At 71.2% G+C, this 18,674-nt stretch carries 18 protein-coding genes; 14 read left to right on the forward strand and 4 right to left on the reverse strand.

What is annotated here, in order from left to right; translation table 11 throughout:
- Position 1: 1 nt before the first annotated feature.
- From ACFYPS_RS34435 to tkt, 3 genes are read right to left on the reverse strand one after another with little or no spacing between them, the layout of a single operon-like run.
- The gene (locus ACFYPS_RS34435; protein WP_354968154.1) at positions 2 to 1,651 is read right to left on the reverse strand and encodes a glucose-6-phosphate isomerase; all 1,650 of its coding nucleotides are present in this window, start codon (positions 1,649 to 1,651) and stop codon (positions 2 to 4) included.
- Positions 1,648 to 2,826 (reverse strand): transaldolase, encoded by a 1,179-nt coding sequence (gene tal, locus ACFYPS_RS34440; protein WP_354968153.1) that lies wholly within the window; start codon positions 2,824 to 2,826, stop codon positions 1,648 to 1,650. The genes ACFYPS_RS34435 and tal overlap by 4 nt, the downstream gene beginning before the upstream one ends.
- 16 nt (positions 2,827 to 2,842) lie before the next feature.
- Positions 2,843 to 4,981, reverse strand: a complete 2,139-nt coding sequence (gene tkt, locus ACFYPS_RS34445) for a transketolase (RefSeq protein ID WP_354968152.1) — start codon at positions 4,979 to 4,981, stop codon at positions 2,843 to 2,845.
- A 263-nt stretch (positions 4,982 to 5,244) separates the two neighbouring features.
- Between tkt and ACFYPS_RS34450 the strand changes: the two genes are divergently transcribed.
- The 3 genes from ACFYPS_RS34450 to ACFYPS_RS34460 all read left to right on the forward strand — a co-directional run bounded on the left by ACFYPS_RS34450 (position 5,245) and on the right by ACFYPS_RS34460 (position 7,764).
- Entirely contained in the window at positions 5,245 to 6,198 is a 954-nt protein-coding gene (locus tag ACFYPS_RS34450; RefSeq protein WP_354968151.1) for a heme o synthase, read from the forward strand.
- A gap of 295 nt (positions 6,199 to 6,493) precedes the next feature.
- Positions 6,494 to 6,829, forward strand: a complete 336-nt coding sequence (locus ACFYPS_RS34455; protein ID WP_089019865.1) for a hypothetical protein — start codon at positions 6,494 to 6,496, stop codon at positions 6,827 to 6,829.
- 14 nt (positions 6,830 to 6,843) lie between these two features.
- The gene (locus ACFYPS_RS34460) at positions 6,844 to 7,764 is read left to right on the forward strand and encodes a hypothetical protein (protein ID WP_354968150.1); all 921 of its coding nucleotides are present in this window, start codon (positions 6,844 to 6,846) and stop codon (positions 7,762 to 7,764) included.
- 368 nt (positions 7,765 to 8,132) lie between these two features.
- Here ACFYPS_RS34460 and ACFYPS_RS34465 read toward each other — a convergent pair whose 3' ends face one another.
- Positions 8,133 to 9,098: a COX15/CtaA family protein gene (locus ACFYPS_RS34465; RefSeq protein WP_354968149.1), complete on the reverse strand. Its 966-nt coding sequence runs from the start codon at positions 9,096 to 9,098 to the stop codon at positions 8,133 to 8,135.
- A 98-nt stretch (positions 9,099 to 9,196) separates the two neighbouring features.
- Here ACFYPS_RS34465 and ACFYPS_RS34470 point away from each other — a divergent pair, with 98 nt between their 5' ends.
- The 11 genes from ACFYPS_RS34470 (at position 9,197) to ACFYPS_RS34520 (ending at position 18,428) form a co-directional block, all read left to right on the forward strand.
- Complete coding sequence (locus ACFYPS_RS34470) at positions 9,197 to 9,997, forward strand: helix-turn-helix transcriptional regulator (RefSeq protein ID WP_387330360.1); 801 nt, start codon at positions 9,197 to 9,199, stop codon at positions 9,995 to 9,997.
- Complete coding sequence (sufB, locus tag ACFYPS_RS34475) at positions 9,994 to 11,424, forward strand: Fe-S cluster assembly protein SufB (protein WP_074312771.1); 1,431 nt, start codon at positions 9,994 to 9,996, stop codon at positions 11,422 to 11,424. Before ACFYPS_RS34470 ends, sufB begins: the two co-directional genes overlap by 4 nt.
- Before the next feature lie 97 nt (positions 11,425 to 11,521).
- Positions 11,522 to 12,667, forward strand: a complete 1,146-nt coding sequence (gene sufD, locus ACFYPS_RS34480; RefSeq protein WP_354968148.1) for a Fe-S cluster assembly protein SufD — start codon at positions 11,522 to 11,524, stop codon at positions 12,665 to 12,667.
- Positions 12,667 to 12,993 carry a non-heme iron oxygenase ferredoxin subunit gene (locus tag ACFYPS_RS34485; RefSeq protein WP_074312767.1) on the forward strand — a complete coding sequence of 109 codons (327 nt, stop codon included), beginning with the start codon at positions 12,667 to 12,669 and terminating at the stop codon, positions 12,991 to 12,993. The genes sufD and ACFYPS_RS34485 overlap by 1 nt, the downstream gene beginning before the upstream one ends.
- Entirely contained in the window at positions 12,993 to 13,766 is a 774-nt protein-coding gene (gene sufC / locus ACFYPS_RS34490; RefSeq protein WP_354968147.1) for a Fe-S cluster assembly ATPase SufC, read from the forward strand. The genes ACFYPS_RS34485 and sufC overlap by 1 nt, the downstream gene beginning before the upstream one ends.
- Positions 13,767 to 13,786: 20 nt before the next feature.
- Positions 13,787 to 15,091: a cysteine desulfurase gene (locus ACFYPS_RS34495; protein WP_354968146.1), complete on the forward strand. Its 1,305-nt coding sequence runs from the start codon at positions 13,787 to 13,789 to the stop codon at positions 15,089 to 15,091.
- Positions 15,091 to 15,564 (forward strand): Fe-S cluster assembly sulfur transfer protein SufU, encoded by a 474-nt coding sequence (sufU, locus tag ACFYPS_RS34500; RefSeq protein ID WP_354968145.1) that lies wholly within the window; start codon positions 15,091 to 15,093, stop codon positions 15,562 to 15,564. Before ACFYPS_RS34495 ends, sufU begins: the two co-directional genes overlap by 1 nt.
- On the forward strand, positions 15,561 to 16,022 hold the full coding sequence (locus ACFYPS_RS34505) for a metal-sulfur cluster assembly factor (RefSeq protein ID WP_354968144.1): 462 nt from the start codon (positions 15,561 to 15,563) through the stop codon (positions 16,020 to 16,022). The genes sufU and ACFYPS_RS34505 overlap by 4 nt, the downstream gene beginning before the upstream one ends.
- Before the next feature lie 197 nt (positions 16,023 to 16,219).
- Positions 16,220 to 16,828, forward strand: a complete 609-nt coding sequence (locus ACFYPS_RS34510) for a TIGR03086 family metal-binding protein (RefSeq protein ID WP_387330367.1) — start codon at positions 16,220 to 16,222, stop codon at positions 16,826 to 16,828.
- Between the two features lie 249 nt (positions 16,829 to 17,077).
- The gene (locus ACFYPS_RS34515) at positions 17,078 to 17,722 is read left to right on the forward strand and encodes a LysE family transporter (protein WP_354968142.1); all 645 of its coding nucleotides are present in this window, start codon (positions 17,078 to 17,080) and stop codon (positions 17,720 to 17,722) included.
- A 52-nt stretch (positions 17,723 to 17,774) separates the two neighbouring features.
- Complete coding sequence (locus tag ACFYPS_RS34520; protein WP_354968141.1) at positions 17,775 to 18,428, forward strand: acVLRF1 family peptidyl-tRNA hydrolase; 654 nt, start codon at positions 17,775 to 17,777, stop codon at positions 18,426 to 18,428.
- Positions 18,429 to 18,674 lie beyond the last annotated feature (246 nt).

The raw sequence follows: 18,674 nt of genomic DNA on the forward strand, positions 1-18,674 counted from the left end.
CTCACGCCCGCAGCTCACCGGCCGCGTCGAGCAGTTGGGCGACGCCGGCGGCCCGGTCGGTCAGGTGCAGCCGCAGGAGCGGCCGCTCCCGGCCCACGAGGGCCTGCCGGTCACCGGCGGCCTGCGCCGCCTGCAACTCGCCGAAGGTGTACGGCTTGCCCGGCACCGGCAGGTCCTCGGCGACCGCGCCGGTCACCTGGAGGTAGCTGCCCACCTGCGGGCCGCCCTTGTGGTACTGGCCGGTGGAGTGCAGGAACCGTGGTCCCCAACCGAAGGTGACCGGCCGGCCGGCCGCTTCGGCCAGCAGCGAACGCAGCCGGCCCGCGTCCGCGTCGGCGAACCGGTCCAGGTACGCCATCACCGCCAGGTAGCCGTCGTCGCCCATCCCGTCGAGCAGCCAGCGCAGTACGCCGGACAGGTCACCGGGGGCGCCCTGCGGCGCGTACACCTCGATCGCGCCCTCGGTGAACGACGGCGTCTCCGCCGGCAGGCCCGAGGCCAGGATCTTGTTGGTGTTCTCCTTGGACTCGGTGACGTTCGGCTGGTTGAACGGGTCGATGCCGAGCACCACCCCGGCCACCGCGGTCGCGTACTCCCAGGCCAGGAACTGCGCGCCGAGTGGGCCGTTGACCGCCACGTCCGGGTCGGCTCCGCCGCCCGGCGTGTCACCGGGGGCCAGTGCGCCGCCGTAGCTGACGGTCAGCACGTCCGGGCCGGTGGCGCCGGCGCTCCGTGGAGACTCGACGACCACCGGCAGGATGCCCACCCCGGCCTTGCCGGTCGACTCGGCGATCAACTGCTCGGCCCAGTCGCCGAACCCCTCGATGCCGGTGCCGTCGGAGATCAGTGCGACCTTGTCCTGGGCCAGCGTTGCGGCGGCGCCCAGCGCGGCGCCCAGCGCGAGGGCCGGGTTGTCCCGATCCCCGGCGAGCGACGCGGCCAACGCGTCGGCCTGGTCGATCAGCTCCGCCACCTCGACCCCGGCCAGCGCCGAGGGCACCAGCCCGAACGCGGTCAGCGCCGAGTACCGGCCGCCCACGTTCGGGTCGGCCAGCACGGTGAACGCGCCCATCTCGGTGGCGGTGGCCTCCAGCGGCGAGCCGGGGTCGGTGACGATGACGAAGTGCCGACCGGCCTCCGCCTCGGTCATCCCGGCGTCCAGGAACGCCTGCCAGTAGGCGCGTCGGTGGCTGTCCGTCTCCACCGTCGAGCCGGACTTGCTGGCCACCACCACCACGGTGCGCTCCAGCCGGTCACCCAGCGCCGCCCGGACCTGGCCCGGGTCGGTCGTGTCCAGCACCGTCAGCGGCCGACCCATGGTGCGGGCGATCACCTCGGGGGCCAGCGACGAGCCGCCCATGCCGGCGAGCACCACGTGGTCCAGGTCGGCCAGCTCCGCGGTCAACTCGGCCAGCTGTGCCAGCAGCTCCCGGCTACGCCGGTGGGTGTCCACCCAGCCCAGCCGGATCTTCGCCTCGGCTTCGGCGTCCGGCCCCCACAGGCTCGGGTCCTTGGCCGCCAGCTTGCCCGCGACGCCGGACTTGATCAGCGCGTCGCGGGTCGAGGCGGGCGCGGACTTGTCGACCGCGTCCGCGCCGTACACGGCGAGCCCGGCTGCGGCCTCCACAGGCCCGGCCAGCAGGTCGCTCATGCGTTACCACCGGCCTTCTCGGCGGCCTTGGCGTTGCCCTTGGCGGCCTTGTTCGGCGCACCCCTGCCCTTAGCCGCCGCGTCCAGCGACTTGCGGACGCCGTCGATCAGCTCCTGCCAGCTGGTCGCGAACTTCTCCACGCCCTCGCGCTCCAGGGTGGCGATCACGTCGGCCATGTCCACCCCGACCGACTCCAGCTCGGTGAAGACCTTGCGGGCCGCGTCGTAGGAGCCGGTGATGGTGTCGCCGTGGGTCTCACCGTGGTCGGCGTACGCGTGGATGACCGCCTCCGGCATGGTGTTGACCGTTCCGGGCGCGATCAGCTCCTCGACGTAGATGACGTCCCGGTAGTCCGGGTTCTTCGTCGAGGTGGAGGCCCACAGGGGGCGCTGGGGGTGCGCGCCGGCGTCGGCGAGCGCCTGCCAACGGTCGGAGGAGAACACCTCGCCGTAGCGCTCGTACGCCAGCTGGGCGTTGGCGACGGCCGCCTTGCCCTTGACCGCCTTCGCCGGATCGGAGCCGATCTTCTCGAGCCTCTTGTCGACCTCGGAGTCGACACGGGAGACGAAGAAGGACGCCACGGACCCGATGGTGGAAAGGTCGTGACCGTTCGCCTTGGCCTGCTCCAGGCCGGCCAGGAACGCCTCCATCACCGCGGAGTAGCGGTCCAGACCGAAGATCAGGGTCACGTTGACGCTGATCCCCTCGGCCAGCGTGGCGGTGATCGCCGGGAGGCCCGCCTCGGTGGCCGGGATCTTGATGAAGAGGTTGGGCCGGTCGACCAGCCACCACAGCGCCTTGGCCTCGGCGACCGTCCGGTCGCTCTCGTGCGCCAACCGTGGGTCCACCTCGATGGAGACCCGGCCGTCGACGCCGGCGCTCTGGTCGTGCGCCGGGCGCATCACGTCGCAGGCCCACCGCACGTCGTACGTGGTGAGCATGCGCACGGCCTCCTCGACGTCCACCCCACGGGCGGCGAGGTCGCGCAGCTGCCAGTTGTACTCGTCTGCGTCGCTCAGCGCCTTCGCGAAGATTGTCGGGTTGGTGGTGACACCGACGACGCGCTTCTCCCGCCGCAGCTGGTCCAGCCCGCCGGAGCTCAGGCGTACCCGGGAAATATCGTCCAGCCACACCGCCACACCCGTGGCGGTGAGCTCACTCAGCCTGTCCGTCATGCCGTCCACGCTCCCCTCAGTTGCCGGTAGTGAAACCGGTGATGTCGCCCACCCGGGCCAGCGAGGCGTGTGCCGCCGCCACGATCCGGTCACCGGTGAACCCGAACTGCTCGAAGAGCACGGTGTGCGGGGCGCTCGCCCCGTAGTGCTCCAGGCTGACGCTCTCGCCGAGGTCGCCGACGACGCCGCGCCAGGACATCGCGATGCCCGCCTCCACGCTCACCCGTGCCTTTACCCCGCGTGGGAGCACCGACTCCCGGTACGCCTCGTCCTGCTCGTAGAACCACTCCTGGCAGGGCATCGAAACCACCCGGGTGGGCGTGCCGTCGGCCTCCAGGCGCTCCCGGGCGGTCAGGCAGAGCTGCACCTCGGAGCCGGTGCCGACGATGATCACCTGCGGCTTGCCGTTGGACGCCTCGGCCAGCACGTAGCCGCCCTTGGCCACCCCGTCCGCGCCGCCCAGGACGTCGCGGTCCAGCGTCGGCAGCGTCTGGCGGCTCAGCGCCAGCGCGGTGGGGCGGTCGGTGTGCTCCAGCGCCAGCCGCCAGGCCCAGGCGGTCTCGTTGGCGTCGGCCGGGCGGACCACGTCCAGGCCGGGGATGGCGCGCAGGGCGGTCATGTGCTCCACCGGCTGGTGGGTCGGACCGTCCTCGCCGAGACCGATCGAGTCGTGCGTCCAGACGTAGGTCACCGGCAGCTTCATCAGCGCGGCCAGCCGCACCGAGGGGCGCATGTAGTCGCTGAACACCAGGAAGGTGCCGCCGTACGGGCGGGTGCCGCCGTGCAGGGCGATGCCGTTGAGGATCGCTCCCATGGCGTGCTCGCGGATGCCGAAGTGCAGCGTGCGGCCGTACTCGTGGCCCGGGAAGTCCTTGGTGGCGTGCGTGGCCGGGATGAAGGACGGCTCGCCCTTCATGGTGGTGTTGTTGCTCTCGGCCAGGTCGGCCGAGCCGCCCCACAGCTCCGGCAGCACCGGCGCGAGCGCCTCCAGCACCTTGCCGGAGGCGGCCCGGGTGGCCAGGCCCTTGGCGTCGGCGGGGAAGGTGGGCAGCGCGTCGGCCCAGCCCTCGGGCAGCACCCGGCCGGCCATCCGCTCGTAGAGCGCCGTGCGCTCCGGGTTCGCCGCCTTCCAGGCGTCGAACGCGGTGGTCCACTGCTCCTGGTCCGCGGAGCCGCGGGCCATCACCTTCCGGGCGTTGCCGAGCACCTCCTCGTCGACGTCGAAGGTCTTGTCCGGGTCGAAGCCGAGGATCCGCTTGGTGGCTTTCACCTCGTCGGCGCCGAGCGCCGAACCGTGGATCTTGCCGGTGTTCTGCTTGTTGGGCGCGGGCCAGCCGATGATGGTGCGCAGCGCGATGAAGGAGGGACGCCCGGTCTCCGCCTTGGCGGCCAGCAGCGCCTGGTAGAGCGCCTCCGCGTCCTCGTGGTAGTCGCCCTGGTCGGCGTCGCCGATGCGCCAGTCGACCGTCTGCACGTGCCAGCCGTACGCCTCGTAGCGGGCGGCCACGTCCTCGCTCTTGGCGATCCGGGTGTCGTCCTCGATCGAGATCTCGTTGTCGTCGTAGATCACCGTGAGGTTGCCCAGCTGCTGGTGCCCGGCGAGGGCGCTGGCCTCGTGGCTGATGCCCTCCTCGATGTCACCGTCCGAGACGATGCACCAGATGTCGTGGTCGAAGACGGACGCGCCGGGCTCGGTCTCCGGGTCGAACAGGCCGCGCTCGCGGCGGGCCGCCATGGCCATGCCGACCGCGTTGCCCAGGCCCTGCCCGAGGGGACCGGTGGTGGTCTCCACGCCCGGGATGTGCCCGTGCTCGGGGTGACCCGGGGTGAGCGAGCCCCACTGCCGCAGCGACTGCAGGTCGGACAGGCTCATCGGGTAGCCGGAGAGGAACAACTGGATGTAGAGCGTCAGGCTGGAGTGCCCGGCGGACAGCACGAACCGGTCCCGGCCGGGCCAGTTCGGGTCGGCCGGGTTGTGCCGCATGACCCGGTTGAAGAGCAGGTACGCCGCGGGCGCCAGGCTCATCGCGGTGCCCGGGTGGCCATTGCCGGATTTCTCCACGGCATCCATGGCCAGCACACGGACGGTGTCGACGGCCCGGCGGTCGAGGTCGGACCAGTTGAGTGCGGAGTGCTCGGGTCGGTTGGCAGCCACGATGGTTGTGCTCCTCGGCAGATGGGCGGAACCCTCACTGGTGACCCTATCGAGCGTTCCTAAACGTCCGCCCGGGGATCTCTGCATGGTGTTCGGTACGTTGCGGCGCGTCGCGTCGTTCGACCCGGTGGTGTGACGGCCCGCACCGTTGTCGGGTCGGCCGGGCAGCCAAAACGACAACGCGTAGTGTGTGGGTCGGATGCGGACCCGAGCGGGTCCTGCCGATCCGATCTCCCCGTGCCGATGCCGGAAGGTGGCAATCCGTGAGCATGATCACCGAGCGCCCCGCGAGCAACCCTGCCGGGCACCCCCCGGCGCGGGCGGCCGAGGGTCCGGTGGCGCGGCGGGACGTGCGCGCGATCCTCTCGGCGTACGTGGCGCTCACCAAGCCGCGGATCGTGGAGTTGCTGCTGGTCACCACCATTCCGACGATGATGCTCGCCGAAGGCCGTCTGCCGTCGCTGTGGCTGATGGCCGTGGTGCTGGTCGGCGGCTCGCTCGCCGCGGGCGCGGCCAGCGTGCTCAACTGCTACATCGACCGGGACATCGACCAGTTGATGCGGCGTACGAAGCGTCGGCCGCTGCCGGCGCACACCGTGTCGCCGCGGAGCGCGTTGATCTTCGGTCTGGTGCTGGCGGCGGTCTCGGTCGTCCTCATGGCGGCGCTCACCAACCTGCTGGCCGCCGGGCTGACCCTCGCCGCGATCGCGTACTACGACCTCGTCTACACCCTGTGGCTCAAGCGCTCCACCCCGACGAACACCTTCTGGGGCGGGGCCTGCGGGGCCGCGCCGGTGCTGATCGGTTGGGCGGCGGTGACCGGCTCGCTGGCGCCGGCCGCCTGGGGGCTGTTCGCGGTGGTCTTCTTCTGGCAGATGCCGCACTTCTACCCGCTCGCCATGAAGTACAAGGACGACTACGCCCGGGCCGGGATCCCGATGCTGCCGGTGGTGGCCTCCACCCGCCGGGTGAACGCCGAGATCCTGATCTTCGCCTGGCTCACCGTGCTCACCTCCCTCGCCGTCTGGCCGCTGGGGCTCAGCGCGATCTACGGCGTACCGACCCTGGTGGTGGGCGCCATCTTCCTGGTCGAGGCGCACCGGCTCTGCCGGCGGGCGACGCGCGGCGAGGCGGTCAAGCCGATGCGGCTGTTCCACTGGTCGACGACGTACCTGACCATCCTCTTCGTGGCCGTCGCGGTCGACGCGCTGATCTGACCCACGCCGCCCGATGCCAGGCCTCGGCCGCAGGTGAGGGTGGCATTCTTCGACTAATCACGGCCATGGATGAGTTGTCCGGGTTTAACGTCACATCAGCGTAACTTTCAGCATGAGTCAGATCGGCTCAACCTGCGGGGTTTGAGTCCGGATTTAGCCACGTGCTTTGAGCGCAAAAGTCCTGATAAAACCGGACAGCAAACCTATGGTATTCCTTAAACTTGTAGGTAATTGGCATCACAAAAGCTCCATGGTTCTCGCCCTTCCGAGTGCAACTCTGCTTAGGCTTCGCGTCATGGCAGATGGTTCCGATACGACGCTGACGGCCGAGCAGACCGCCGGCGAGCAGGCGCCCCACGGCCTGGTCGCGGGCCTCAGGGCGTTCGCCGCCGGACACGGCGGAGCGAAGGCGGTCATCGAGTACGTCGGCAAGCGTGGCGCGCGAATCGTCCTCGTGGGTACCGACGGTGAGTGGGGCGACCAGTTCGCCGACGACACCGTCACCGCGCGGGAGGCGTGCGCCAAGGCGGGAGTCACCGTCGAGAACGCCTGGGAGCGTGAACTGATGGACCAGATGCGCCCGAGCAACGACCTCTGGCGGTCGATGGCCCGGCGCACGATGGCCCGCTGAGATAGACACCTGAATTGACCAACCACTATCAGTCGACCCGGGGGGAACCCCGGGTCGCTCTCGTGACCTGCACAGACCTCGTCGACCTCGACCCGGACGACCGGCTGGTCCTCGCCCCGCTCGCCGCCCGGGGGATCGCCGCCGAGGCGGTCGTCTGGGACGACCCGGACGTCGACTGGTCCTCCTATGACCTCATCGTGCTCCGCTCACCGTGGGACTACGCGCTGCGCCGCGACGAGTTCGTCGCCTGGGCCGCCTCCGTACCGGCGTTGGTCAACCCGGCCGACGTGGTGCGGTGGAACACCGACAAGCGCTACCTCGCCGAGCTCAGCGCGGCCGGTGTGCCGACCGTGCCGACGTCCTGGGTCGAGCCGGGGGAGAGCTGGCTGCCGCCGGCCGACACCGGTGAGTACGTGATCAAGCCGGCGGTCAGCGCGGGCAGCCAGGACACCGGCCGGTACGACCTGGCCGACCCGGAACACCGGGAACTCGCTGGTGCGCACGTACGCCGGCTCTCCGACGCCGGTCGGGTGACGATGATCCAGCCGTACCTGACCGCGGTCGACACCGAGGGCGAGACGGCGCTGCTCTTCCTGGCCGGTCCGGACGGGCTCGCGTTCAGCCACGCGATCCGCAAGGGCCCGATGCTGACCGGGCCGGACCTCGGCCCGGACGGGCTCTACAAGGCCGAGGAGATCACGGCCCGCACCGCGGCCCCGGCACAGCTGGCGGTGGCGGAGAAGACCCTGGCGGTGGTGCCGGGCGGCACGGCTCAGCTGCTCTACGCCCGGGTCGACCTGATCCCCGGCCCGGACGGCGCGCCGGTCCTGGTCGAGCTCGAGCTGACCGAGCCGTCGCTCTTCATCGGCTACGCCGACGGCGCACCCGACCGCCTCGCCGAGGCCGTCACCACCCACCTGGCCCGCCGCGGCTGACCTTCGCAGGGCGTCCCCACTCCGAGATCCGCGCAACTTGCGTATGAAGTTGTGGCCGCGGTGCGCCACGCCTCTTCTGAGGTTGCGCGGATCTCGGGTCGGGCGGACCGACCCGCCGACGGTGGTCGGCCGTCCTTTGCTCTGCTTCACTCGACGCAACACCCGGCGTCCGATATCCGGACGGTGGGGCCACAGCCGACAACGCGTGGCGGGCTTCGGCCGGCAAGATCGCGTGGCGGGCCTACAGCCCGCAAGATCGCGCAACATCCTGGATGTAGTGGCATGGCATCCCGCGCGGCCGACACCACTACAGCCAGGAACGAGCACGATCTTGGCGCGGGGCGCGGGGCGCGGGGCGCGGGGCGCGCTCAGGCGGTGGCCGGGACGGCTTCGGTGTCGGCGGGGGTGGTGGCCCGGGGTGCGGGGGCGACCGGGCGGCGTTCGCGGGTGGACCACTGCACCGAGAGGGTGGCCAGCAGCACCAGGCAGGAGCCGAACATGTGTTCGCCGACCAGGATCGCCGGCACGTGGGTGAAGTACTGCACGAAACCGATGAGGCCCTGACCCAGCTCCACCGCGAGCAGGACGACGGCGGCCCGGGTGGCCCGCTGTGCGCCGACCGCGCGGAACGCGAAGATCAGCGCCACCGAGAGACCGATCAGCAGGAAGACGCTGTCGGCGTGCACCTGGGAGATCGACTCCGGGTCCAGGCCGTTGCGGGCCGCGCCCTGGTCGCCGGCGTGCGGGCCGCTGCCGGTGACCCAGGTGCCGATGACCAGCACGGCGACGCCGACGCCCGTGGTGACCCGGGCCAGGGTGCGCAGCGGCGCCGGGACCACGGCCACCGTCGGCCCGTCCGGGTCGGCGATCCGCCGCCAGAGGGCGTACGCGGCGGCGATCACCCCCATCGAGGCGAGGAAGTGCAGCCCGACCACCCACGGGTTGAGGTTGGTGAGCACGGTGATACCACCGATCACCGCCTGGGCGGGAATGCCCAGGAAGACCGCGACGGCCAGCGCCAGCAGACCGGGCCGGCGTGGCCGGTGTGCCAGCACCGCCAGCACGGTGGCCAGCGCGATCAGGCCCACCGCGAAGGTCAGCATCCGGTTGCCGAACTCGATCACGCCGTGCCCGCCCATTTCCGACGTCGCGACGTACGACGCGTCCGTGCACCGGGGCCAGGTGGGGCAGCCGAGGCCCGAGGCGGTCAACCGGACGGCCCCGCCGGTGACGACGATGCCCACGTTCGCGATGATCGAGGTGAGCGCGAGGCGGCGCAGCAGGGTGCCGGAGACCGGACGGACGTATCGGTTCACGGCGCAAATCCTACGCACCGTAGTGATCGAGGTTCGTCCGACTCCGCCAGGTCGGTGGTTCGGATCACCGGGGCCCGGGTTTGCGACCCTCCGGGTAATTACGTAACGTTGGCGTTGTGAAAAACGTGGCGGCGCTCTCCGGGCAGCAGCCGACGGCCGGTCCGGCCGTCGGTGCGAGCGCGTCCGCGCCGGTCGTGACCACGTCAGCCGCGCTCAGCGGCACCGCGCCGACCGAGGTCTCCACCCGGGACCGGGTCACCCAGCTGCTGCTGGAGCGGGGGGCCACCACCGCCGCGCAGCTCGGGGAGGCGCTCGGGCTCAGCCCCGCCGCGATCCGCCGGCATCTGGACGCCATGCTCGCCGACGGTGACGTGGTCGCCCGCGAGCAGACCGTGCAGGGCAGCCGCGGTCGGGGGCGTCCGGCCAAGGTGTTCCTGCTGACCGAGGCCGCCCGGGTCCGCTGTGGCACCCACCACTACGACAACATGGCCACCGCCGCGTTGCGCTGGATCGCCCGCAGCGGCGGCTCGGGCGCGGTCGAGGCGTTCGCCACCGAGCAGGTGGCCGCCCTGGAGGCGCGTTGTCGGACCGCCATGGAGGACGCCGGCGACGACCCGCTCGCACGGGCGGAGGCACTCGCCGGAGCGCTCACCGCCGAGGGTTACGCTGCCAACGCGACCACGATCGCCTCCGGCGGCCAGCTCTGCCAGCACCACTGCCCGGTGGCGCACGTGGCCGCCGAGTTTCCTCAGCTGTGCGAGGCCGAGACCGCGGTGATCTCCCGTCTGGTCGGCACCCACGTACAGCGCCTGGCCACCATCGCGCACGGCGACGGTGTGTGCACCACGCACATTCCGACCCAGCCGGGCCGCGTCCAATCCGGTAATCCCGTCACCACTGTGAGGACAGATAGATGACCGAGCAGATCGTCCAGCCCCTGACCCAGGAAGAGCAGCTCGCCGCTCTGGGTCGCTACGAGTACGGCTGGTCCGACCCGGACGCCGCCGGGGCGGTCGCCCAGCGCGGCATCAACGAGGCGGTGGTGCGGGACATCTCGGCGAAGAAGAACGAGCCGGCCTGGATGCTCGACCTGCGCCTGAAGGGTCTCCGGCTGTTCGGCCGCAAGCCGATGCCGGCCTGGGGCGCCGACCTCACCGGGATCGACTTCGACAACATCAAGTACTTCGTTCGGTCCACCGAGAAGCAGGCCACCAGCTGGGAGGACCTGCCCGAGGACATCAAGAACACCTACGACCGGCTGGGCATCCCGGAGGCGGAGAAGCAGCGGCTGGTCGCCGGTGTCGCGGCGCAGTACGAGTCCGAGGTCGTCTACCACAAGATCCGTGAGGACCTTGAGGAGCAGGGCGTCCTCTTCCTGGACACCGACACCGCGCTGCGTGAGCACGAGGACGTGTTCAAGGAGTACTTCGGCACGGTGATTCCGGTCGGCGACAACAAGTTCGCCGCGCTGAACACCTCCGTATGGTCCGGTGGCTCGTTCATCTACGTGCCGAAGGGTGTGCACGTGGAGATCCCGCTGCAGGCCTACTTCCGGATCAACACGGAGAACATGGGCCAGTTCGAGCGGACGCTGATCATCGTCGACGAGGGTGCGTACGTGCACTACGTCGAGGGATGCACCGCGCCGCTCTACTCCTCCGACTCGCTGCACAGCGCGGTCGTGGAGATCATCGTCAAGAAGAACGCGCGCTGCCGCTACACGACCATCCAGAACTGGTCGAACAACGTCTACAACCTGGTCACCAAGCGCGCCGTGTGCCACGAGGGCGCGACCATGGAGTGGGTCGACGGCAACATCGGCTCCAAGGTGACTATGAAGTACCCGGCGGTCTACATGACCGGCGAGCACGCCAAGGGCGAGGTGCTCTCGGTGGCCATGGCCGGCGAGGGCCAGCACCAGGACGCCGGCGCCAAGATGGTGCACGCTGCGCCGCACACCTCCTCGACCATCGTGTCGAAGTCGATCGCCCGGGGCGGCGGCCGCACCTCGTACCGGGGTCTGGTGCAGGTGCTGGAGGGTTCGCACCACAGCCGGAGCACGGTCAAGTGCGACGCGCTGCTGGTCGACACGATCTCCCGCTCGGACACCTACCCGTACGTCGACATCCGCGAGGACGACGTGTCGATGGGGCACGAGGCGACCGTCTCCAAGATCAGTGACGACCAGCTCTTCTACCTGATGAGCCGCGGCCTGAGCGAGGACGAGGCGATGGCCATGATCGTGCGTGGCTTCATCGAGCCGATCGCCAAGGAACTCCCCATGGAGTACGCCCTGGAGCTGAACCGGCTGATCGAACTCCAGATGGAGGGCGCGGTCGGCTGACCCGGCCGGCCGTCGCGCGGCGGCCCCGACCCGCCGCGCCGCGCCGGGACCAGCTCGACCGACCCTCCGATTAACCGCAGAACAGACCAAGGAAGACATGACTACCCAGGCTTCCGCGCCGCCGCCCAGCACCAAGTCGCAGGCGCTGCGCTCGTACGACGTCGCCGACTTCCCGGCCCTCACCGGCCTGGAGGAGGACTGGCGTTTCACTCCGCTCAAGCGGCTGCGCGGCCTCGCCGGTGAGGCGCTGGCCGCCACCGGCACGGTCCGGCACGAGTACGGCGACCTGCCCGAGGGCGTGGCCGTCGAGCGGATCGGCACCGACGACCCGCGGGTGGGCAGCGTGCTCACCCCGGTCGACCGGGTCAGCGCGCTCGCCTACGGCGGTGCCGGTCAGGCGCTGCTGCTCAGCGTGGCCAGCGACGTCGTGGTGGGTGCGCCGGTGAGCCTGCGGGTGGTCGGCGACAACGCCGAGGGCGTGGCCTTCGGGCACACCTTCGTCGAGGTGGGCCGGTTCGCCGAGATGACCCTGGTGCTGGAGCACGTCGGCTCGGTGACCCTGGCCGACAACGTCGAGGTCTCCGTGGCCGACGGGGCGAAGCTGACCCTGGTCACCGTCGCGGACTGGGCCGACGACGCGGTGCAGGCACAGCACCTCAAGATCAAGCTGGGTCGGGACGCCCGGGTGACGCACGTCCAGGTCAGCCTCGGCGGTGACCTGGTCCGGCAGTACACGTCGGTGGAGTACACCGGCCGCGGCGGCGAGGCCGAGCTGTACGGCGTCTACTTCGCCGACTCCGGCCAGCACCTCGAGCACCGGCAACTGGTGGACCACAGCGTGCCGGACTGCCGCAGCTACGTCGGTTACCGGGGCGCCCTGCAGGGCGAGGACGCGCACACCGTCTGGGTGGGCGACGTGCTGATCCGGGCCGAGGCGACCGGCACCGACACGTACGAGATCAACCGGAACCTGTTGCTCACCGACGGCGCGCGGGCGGACTCCGTACCCAATCTGGAGATCGAGACCGGCGAGATCGCCGGCGCCGGCCACGCCAGCGCGACCGGCCGCTTCGACGACGAGCAGCTCTTCTACCTGATGGCCCGGGGCATCCCGGAGGGCGAGGCCCGCCGCCTGGTGGTTCGCGGCTTCTTCGCCGAGCTGATCAACAAGATCCCGGTGGAGTCACTGCGGGAGCGTCTTGGCGACGCGATCGAGGCCCGGCTGACCAAGGCTGGCGCCTGATGATCCGGATCTGCTCCACCGAGGATGTGCCGAAGGGCACCGCGATCAGCGCGGACGTCGACGGCACCCCGATCGCGCTGGTGCACGGCGAGGACGGCCAGTTCTACGCCGCCTACGACGAGTGCTCGCACGCCTCGGTCGCCCTCTCCGAGGGTGAGGTCGACGGCTGCACACTCGAGTGCTGGCTGCACGGCTCGCGTTTCGACCTGCGCACCGGGCAGCCCTCCGGGTTGCCGGCCACCGAACCCGTACCCGTCTACCCCGTCGAAGTCCGCGACGGCGACATCTACCTCAGCCTGACGCCGAGTAATGGAGTGACCCGATAATGAGCACCCTGGAGATCCGCGACCTGAAGGTGTCGGTCAAGCTGCCCGAGGGTGAGCTCAAGCCGATCCTGTCGGGCGTCGACCTGACCGTCCGCTCCGGTGAGACCCACGCGATCATGGGCCCGAACGGCTCCGGCAAGTCCACCCTGGCGTACTCGATCGCCGGCCACCCCAAGTACGAGATCACCGGCGGCACGGTGACCCTCGATGGCGAGGACGTGCTCGCCATGACCGTCGACGAGCGGGCCCGCGCCGGCCTCTTCCTGGCCATGCAGTACCCGGTCGAGGTCCCCGGCGTCTCGGTGGCGAACTTCCTGCGCACCGCGAAGACCGCCATCGACGGCGAGGCCCCGAAGCTGCGCACCTGGGGCGGCGAGCTGCGCGGTGCCATGGAGCGCCTCCAGATGGACCCGGCGTTCGCCCAGCGCAACGTCAACGAGGGCTTCTCCGGTGGTGAGAAGAAGCGGCACGAGATCGTCCAGCTGGAGCTGCTCAAGCCGAAGATCGCGATCCTCGACGAGACCGACTCCGGCCTCGACGTGGACGCGCTGCGGGTCGTCAGCGAGGGCGTCAACCGGGTCCGTGACACCGGCGACACCGGCGTGCTGCTGATCACCCACTACACGCGGATCCTGCGCTACATCAAGCCGGACTTCGTGCACGTCTTCGTGGCCGGCCGGATCGTCGAGCAGGGCGGCCCGGAGCTGGCCGACAAGCTCGAGGCCGAGGGCTACGAGCGGTACGCCGCCGGGGCCGGCACGGCCCGGGCCTGAGCGGGAGAGGCGCTGCCGAGATGACCAGCATCGCGATCCCTTCGGGGATGCCGCAGTACGACGACGTGCCGCGTTTCGACGTGGCCCGGGTGCGCGCCGACTTCCCGATCCTGGAGCGGGAGATCAACGGGCACCCGCTGGTCTACCTCGACAGCGCCAACACCTCGCACAAGCCACGGCAGGTGCTCGACGTGCTCGGAGAGCACTACGCGCGGCACAACGCCAACGTGTCGCGTTCGGTGCACACCCTGGGCTCCGAGGCCACCGAGGCGTACGAGGGGGCGCGCGCCAAGGTCGCCGCGTTCCTCAACGCGTCGAGCTCGGACGAGGTGGTGTTCACCAAGAACTCCACCGAGGCGATCAACATCGTGGCGTACGCCTTCTCCAACGCCTCGCTGCGCCCGGACGCCGACCCCCGGTTCCGGCTCGGGCCTGGCGACGAGGTGGTGATCTCCGAGATGGAGCACCACTCGAACATCGTCCCGTGGCAGCTGCTCTGTGAGCGGACCGGCGCGACCCTGCGCTGGTTCCCGGTCACCGATCAGGGCCGGCTCGACGAGTCGGGCCTCGACGACCTGGTCACCGAACGGACGAAGATCGTCTCTTTGGTGCACATGTCGAACATCCTCGGCACGATCAACGCCACCGCCCGGATCACCGCGCGGGTCCGTGAGGTGGGGGCGCTGCTGCTGCTGGACTGCTCGCAGTCGGTGCCGCACCTGCCCGTCGACGTGGTCGACCTGGACGCCGACTACATCGTCTTCACCGGGCACAAGATGTGCGGCCCGACCGGCATCGGCGTGCTCTGGGGCCGGGCCGAGCTGCTGGCGGCGATGCCGCCGGTGTTCGGCGGCGGCTCGATGATCGAGACGGTCACCATGGCCCGGTCGACGTTCGCCGCTCCACCGGCCCGGTTCGAGGCCGGCACCCCGCCGATCGCCGAGGCGGTCGCGCTCGGCGCGGCGGTGGACTACCTCACCGGGATCGGGATGCAGGCCATCCAGTGGCACGAGAAGGAGCTGACGGCGTACGCGCTGGACGCCCTCGGTTCGGTGCGCGGCCTGCGGATCTTCGGCCCGACCGTGCCGGTGGGCCGGGGCGGCACCATCTCGTTCGCGCTGGGTGACGTGCACCCGCACGACGTGGGTCAGGTGCTCGACTCGCTCGGCGTGCAGGTGCGGGTGGGCCACCACTGCGCGAAGCCGGTGTGCAGCCGGTTCGGTGTCCCGGCGATGACCCGGGCCTCGTTCTACCTCTACACCACCACCGAGGAGATCGACGCTCTGGTGGCTGGTCTGGAGCAGGTGCGGAAGGTGTTCGACTGATGCAACTCGACCAGCTCTACCAGGAGATCATCCTGGATCACTACAAGCACCCGCACGGCCGTGGCCTGCGTGATGCCGACGACGCGGGCGACCAGGTCGCCGAGGCGCACCACGTCAACCCGACCTGCGGCGACGAGGTCACCGTCCGGGTGGCCACCGACGGCGCCGTGCTGCACGACATCTCGTACGACGGGATGGGCTGCTCGATCAGCCAGGCGTCGGCGAGCGTGCTGCACGAGTTGCTGCGCGGTCGGGGCGCTGGGGAAGCTTTCGAGGTGCACGAGGCGTTCGTGGAGTTGATGTCCGGGCGTGGTCAGGTCACGCCGGACGAGGACGTGCTCGGTGACGGGGTGGCTTTCGCGGGTGTGGCCCGCTACCCCGCCCGGGTCAAGTGCGCGCTGCTGCCGTGGATGGCGTTCAAGGACGCCGCGGCACGCGCCGGTGTGGGCGTGAGCCCGGAGGTGAAGGCATGAGCGAGAACACCGCTACCGCAGCGACGCCGGAGGCCGGTGACGCCACCGCGGCGGCGCAGACCGACGCCGTGACGACCGACGGCGCCGCGACGGCGGGTGCCGGCGACGCCGCCACCCCGACGACCGGCGTCAGCAAGGCCATGATCGCCGACGTCGAGGAGGCGATGAAGGACGTCGTCGACCCGGAGCTCGGCATCAACGTGGTCGACCTGGGCCTGGTGTACGGGGTGCACGTCGACGACGAGAACGTCGCGACCCTGGACATGACGCTCACCTCGGCGGCCTGCCCGCTGACCGACGTGATCGAGGACCAGGCCCGGCAGGCGCTGACCACCGGCCCCGGCGGCGGCCTGGTCAACGACATCCGGATCAACTGGGTGTGGCTCCCGCCGTGGGGTCCGGACAAGATCACCGACGAGGGTCGGGACCAGCTCCGTTCCCTCGGCTTCAACGTCTGACCCGTTTTCGTCTCACCTTCGTCGAGCGCGGCGCCCGTTTGGGTGCCGCGCTCGATGCGTTCTGAACCAGTGCGAACCAATAGTGGAACGGATCGTTCCGGTCTGCTAAGCTGATCTCAGCACGACGGAGCGGAACATTCCGCTCCGCAAGCGAGTGGAGTCGCTCGTTTGACGGCGTCGGCGGAGAGGTCAGGACGATGAGCGAGATGGCAGCTGGGCAGTGGCGGACCGTGCTCGACGAGGCGCACCAGGCGCTCCGGACGGTTGTCGAGAGGGTTCCGGCCGACGCCTGGGATCGGCCCACCCCGTGCGAGCGGTGGACGGTCACCCAGGTGCTTCAGCACGCGACCGGAGACCAGATCGCCTTCGCGGCGGCGATCGTCGGCGGGCCGGGGCCGGCGGAGGACCCGTTCTCGCCCTCCGGCCGCGTCGACGGTGACAAGCTGGTCGGCCTACGCGCCGCCCTCGACGCGTCCGCACGAGCCTGGGCAGGTGTCGCCGACGACGACCCGCAGGTGCCCACGCCGCTGCCCCAGGGCAAACTGTCGGCCCAGGTTGGTGCCGTCGCGTGCGCCCTCGACGCGGCAGTGCACGCCTGGGACATCGCGGCGGCCACCGAGCAGCCGTCTCCGCTCAGCGACGAACTGGCCCGCCCCCTGCTGGTGGTCGCCCGGCAGATCGTCGAGCCGCTGCGAGCCTATGGCGCGTACGCCCCGGCGATCGACCCCGGGCCGGAGGCCGACGACGTCAGCGTCCTGCTCTCCTACCTCGGTCGCCACCCCCAGGGGCTCGCCGGAAGGCCCTGATCGGCCTGGCGGCCCAATCGGATCCCATGATCGTGCTCGATCTTGGAAAGAGTGCCTACCGCCAGTTGATGAGGCCACTACTTCCTGGATCGAGCACGATCTTGGCGCGGGGCGCGGAAATCCGGTGGCGGTGCGCGACCTCGGCGCACAGGATGCGCATGTGATTGAGGCGTACCCGAAGCAGGTTCCTGTCCGCGCGGCCACCGCCGCGCGCCGACAGCGCACCGGGCCTGGGCTCGCCTCGATCCGTTGCCCGTCGTCGTGAGCGGGGCGTTCCTCGCCGGTCTCGTGGCCGGCTACGGGGTCGCCATCCCCGTCGGCGCGATCGCGATCCTCATCCTGGGGCTCAGTGCCCGTACCTCGTTGCGGGTCGGTGCGGCCGCGGCGCTCGCGGTGGCGACGGCCGACGGGCTCTACGCGGCGGTTGCCGTGCTCGGCGGTGCCGGTCTGGTCGGGATCATCGCGCCGGTCGCCGGGCCGCTGCGGGTGGTCGCCGCGGTGGTCCTGCTGGGTCTCGCCGCGCACGGCCTGTGGCGGACCTGGCGCGCCCACCGCTCGCGGCAGGCGCCCACGGCACCCGCCGGTCGAGGTCTGAGCACTCCCGGTCGGGCCTACGCCGCGTTGCTCGGGCTGACCCTGCTGAACCCGATGACGGTGCTCTACTTCGCCGCGCTGGTGCTCGGCCGTCGTGCCACCACCGATGCGCATGCGGGCTCCGCGGCGCTCTTCGTGGCGGGCGTTTTCCTGGCGTCGGCGAGCTGGCAGTTGCTCATCGCCGGTGGAGGCACCGTGGTCGGTCGGGCGCTGGCCGGGCCGCGCGGCCGGCTGGTCACCGGCTTGGTCTCCAGCGCGCTCATCGCCGCGCTGGCGGTGGTCGCGTTGCTGCCAGGCTGAGCGTTCCCCGCCCGACGGTCCGGCCGGGCCCGCCGTGCCGTACGGTCGGGCGGTGACCAGTCGACCCGCAGCCGGGGGCGGCCGGTGGGTCGAGGTCGACCCGGCCCGCGTCGGGCGCTGGGTCGAGGGCTTCGCCGACCGGCACGGCCCGCCCACCACGACCGTCCAGGGGTACGGGCTGCTGCTCGCCGCACCCGACGGGGCCACCGCCGAGCTGCACGCCCCACCTGGCGCGCCGGCCGCCCCGGACGTACCCGGTTTCGTGGCCGCCGTGGCCACGCCCCGCCGGATCGGCCTGCTGCTCGCACGCAAGGGCGCGGTGGCGGTCGGTGTCGCGGCGGGGGAGGAGCTGACGGTCTCCAAGGTGGACACCCGGTACGTGCAGGGCCGCACCGCGGCCGGAGGGTGGTCCCAGCAGCGCTTCGCCCGACGACGCGACAACCAGGCGAAGGCAGCGCTGGGCGACGCGGCCGAGCTGGCCGTACGGCTGCTGTTGCCGGAGGCGTCGTCGCTGAGCGCGCTGGTCTGCGGCGGCGACCGGCGGGCGGTGGACACCGTGCTGGCCGACCGGCGGCTCGCCCCGCTGGCGGCGCTGCGCGCGGAGCGGCTGCTGGACGTGCCCGAGCCCCGGCACGCCGTGCTGGTCGCCGCGATCGCGGCCGCCCGGGCGGTCCGGATCCTGGTCCGCGACCCCGCCCCGGCCTGACCACGGGCGTCGGTTCGACGCCGCGCGGTACGGGCTGACGCGCCGGCTGGTCAGGCGGCGAGGATGACGACCGCCATGGCCGTCACCGCGACCAGTTGGGCCGGAAGTGGCCGTGGGGGGGGGGGGGGGGGGCGGGCCCCCCCCGGGGGGGGGGGGGGGGCGGGGGGGGGGGGCGGCGGGGGGCGGTGTTTTGGGCGGGCCCGGCGGGAACCACCCCGGCACACCCCCGCCCCCGCAGGGGCGGGG

The sequence above is a fragment of the Micromonospora sp. NPDC005087 genome (assembly GCF_042872965.1).
Taxonomy (GTDB): domain Bacteria; phylum Actinomycetota; class Actinomycetes; order Mycobacteriales; family Micromonosporaceae; genus Micromonospora.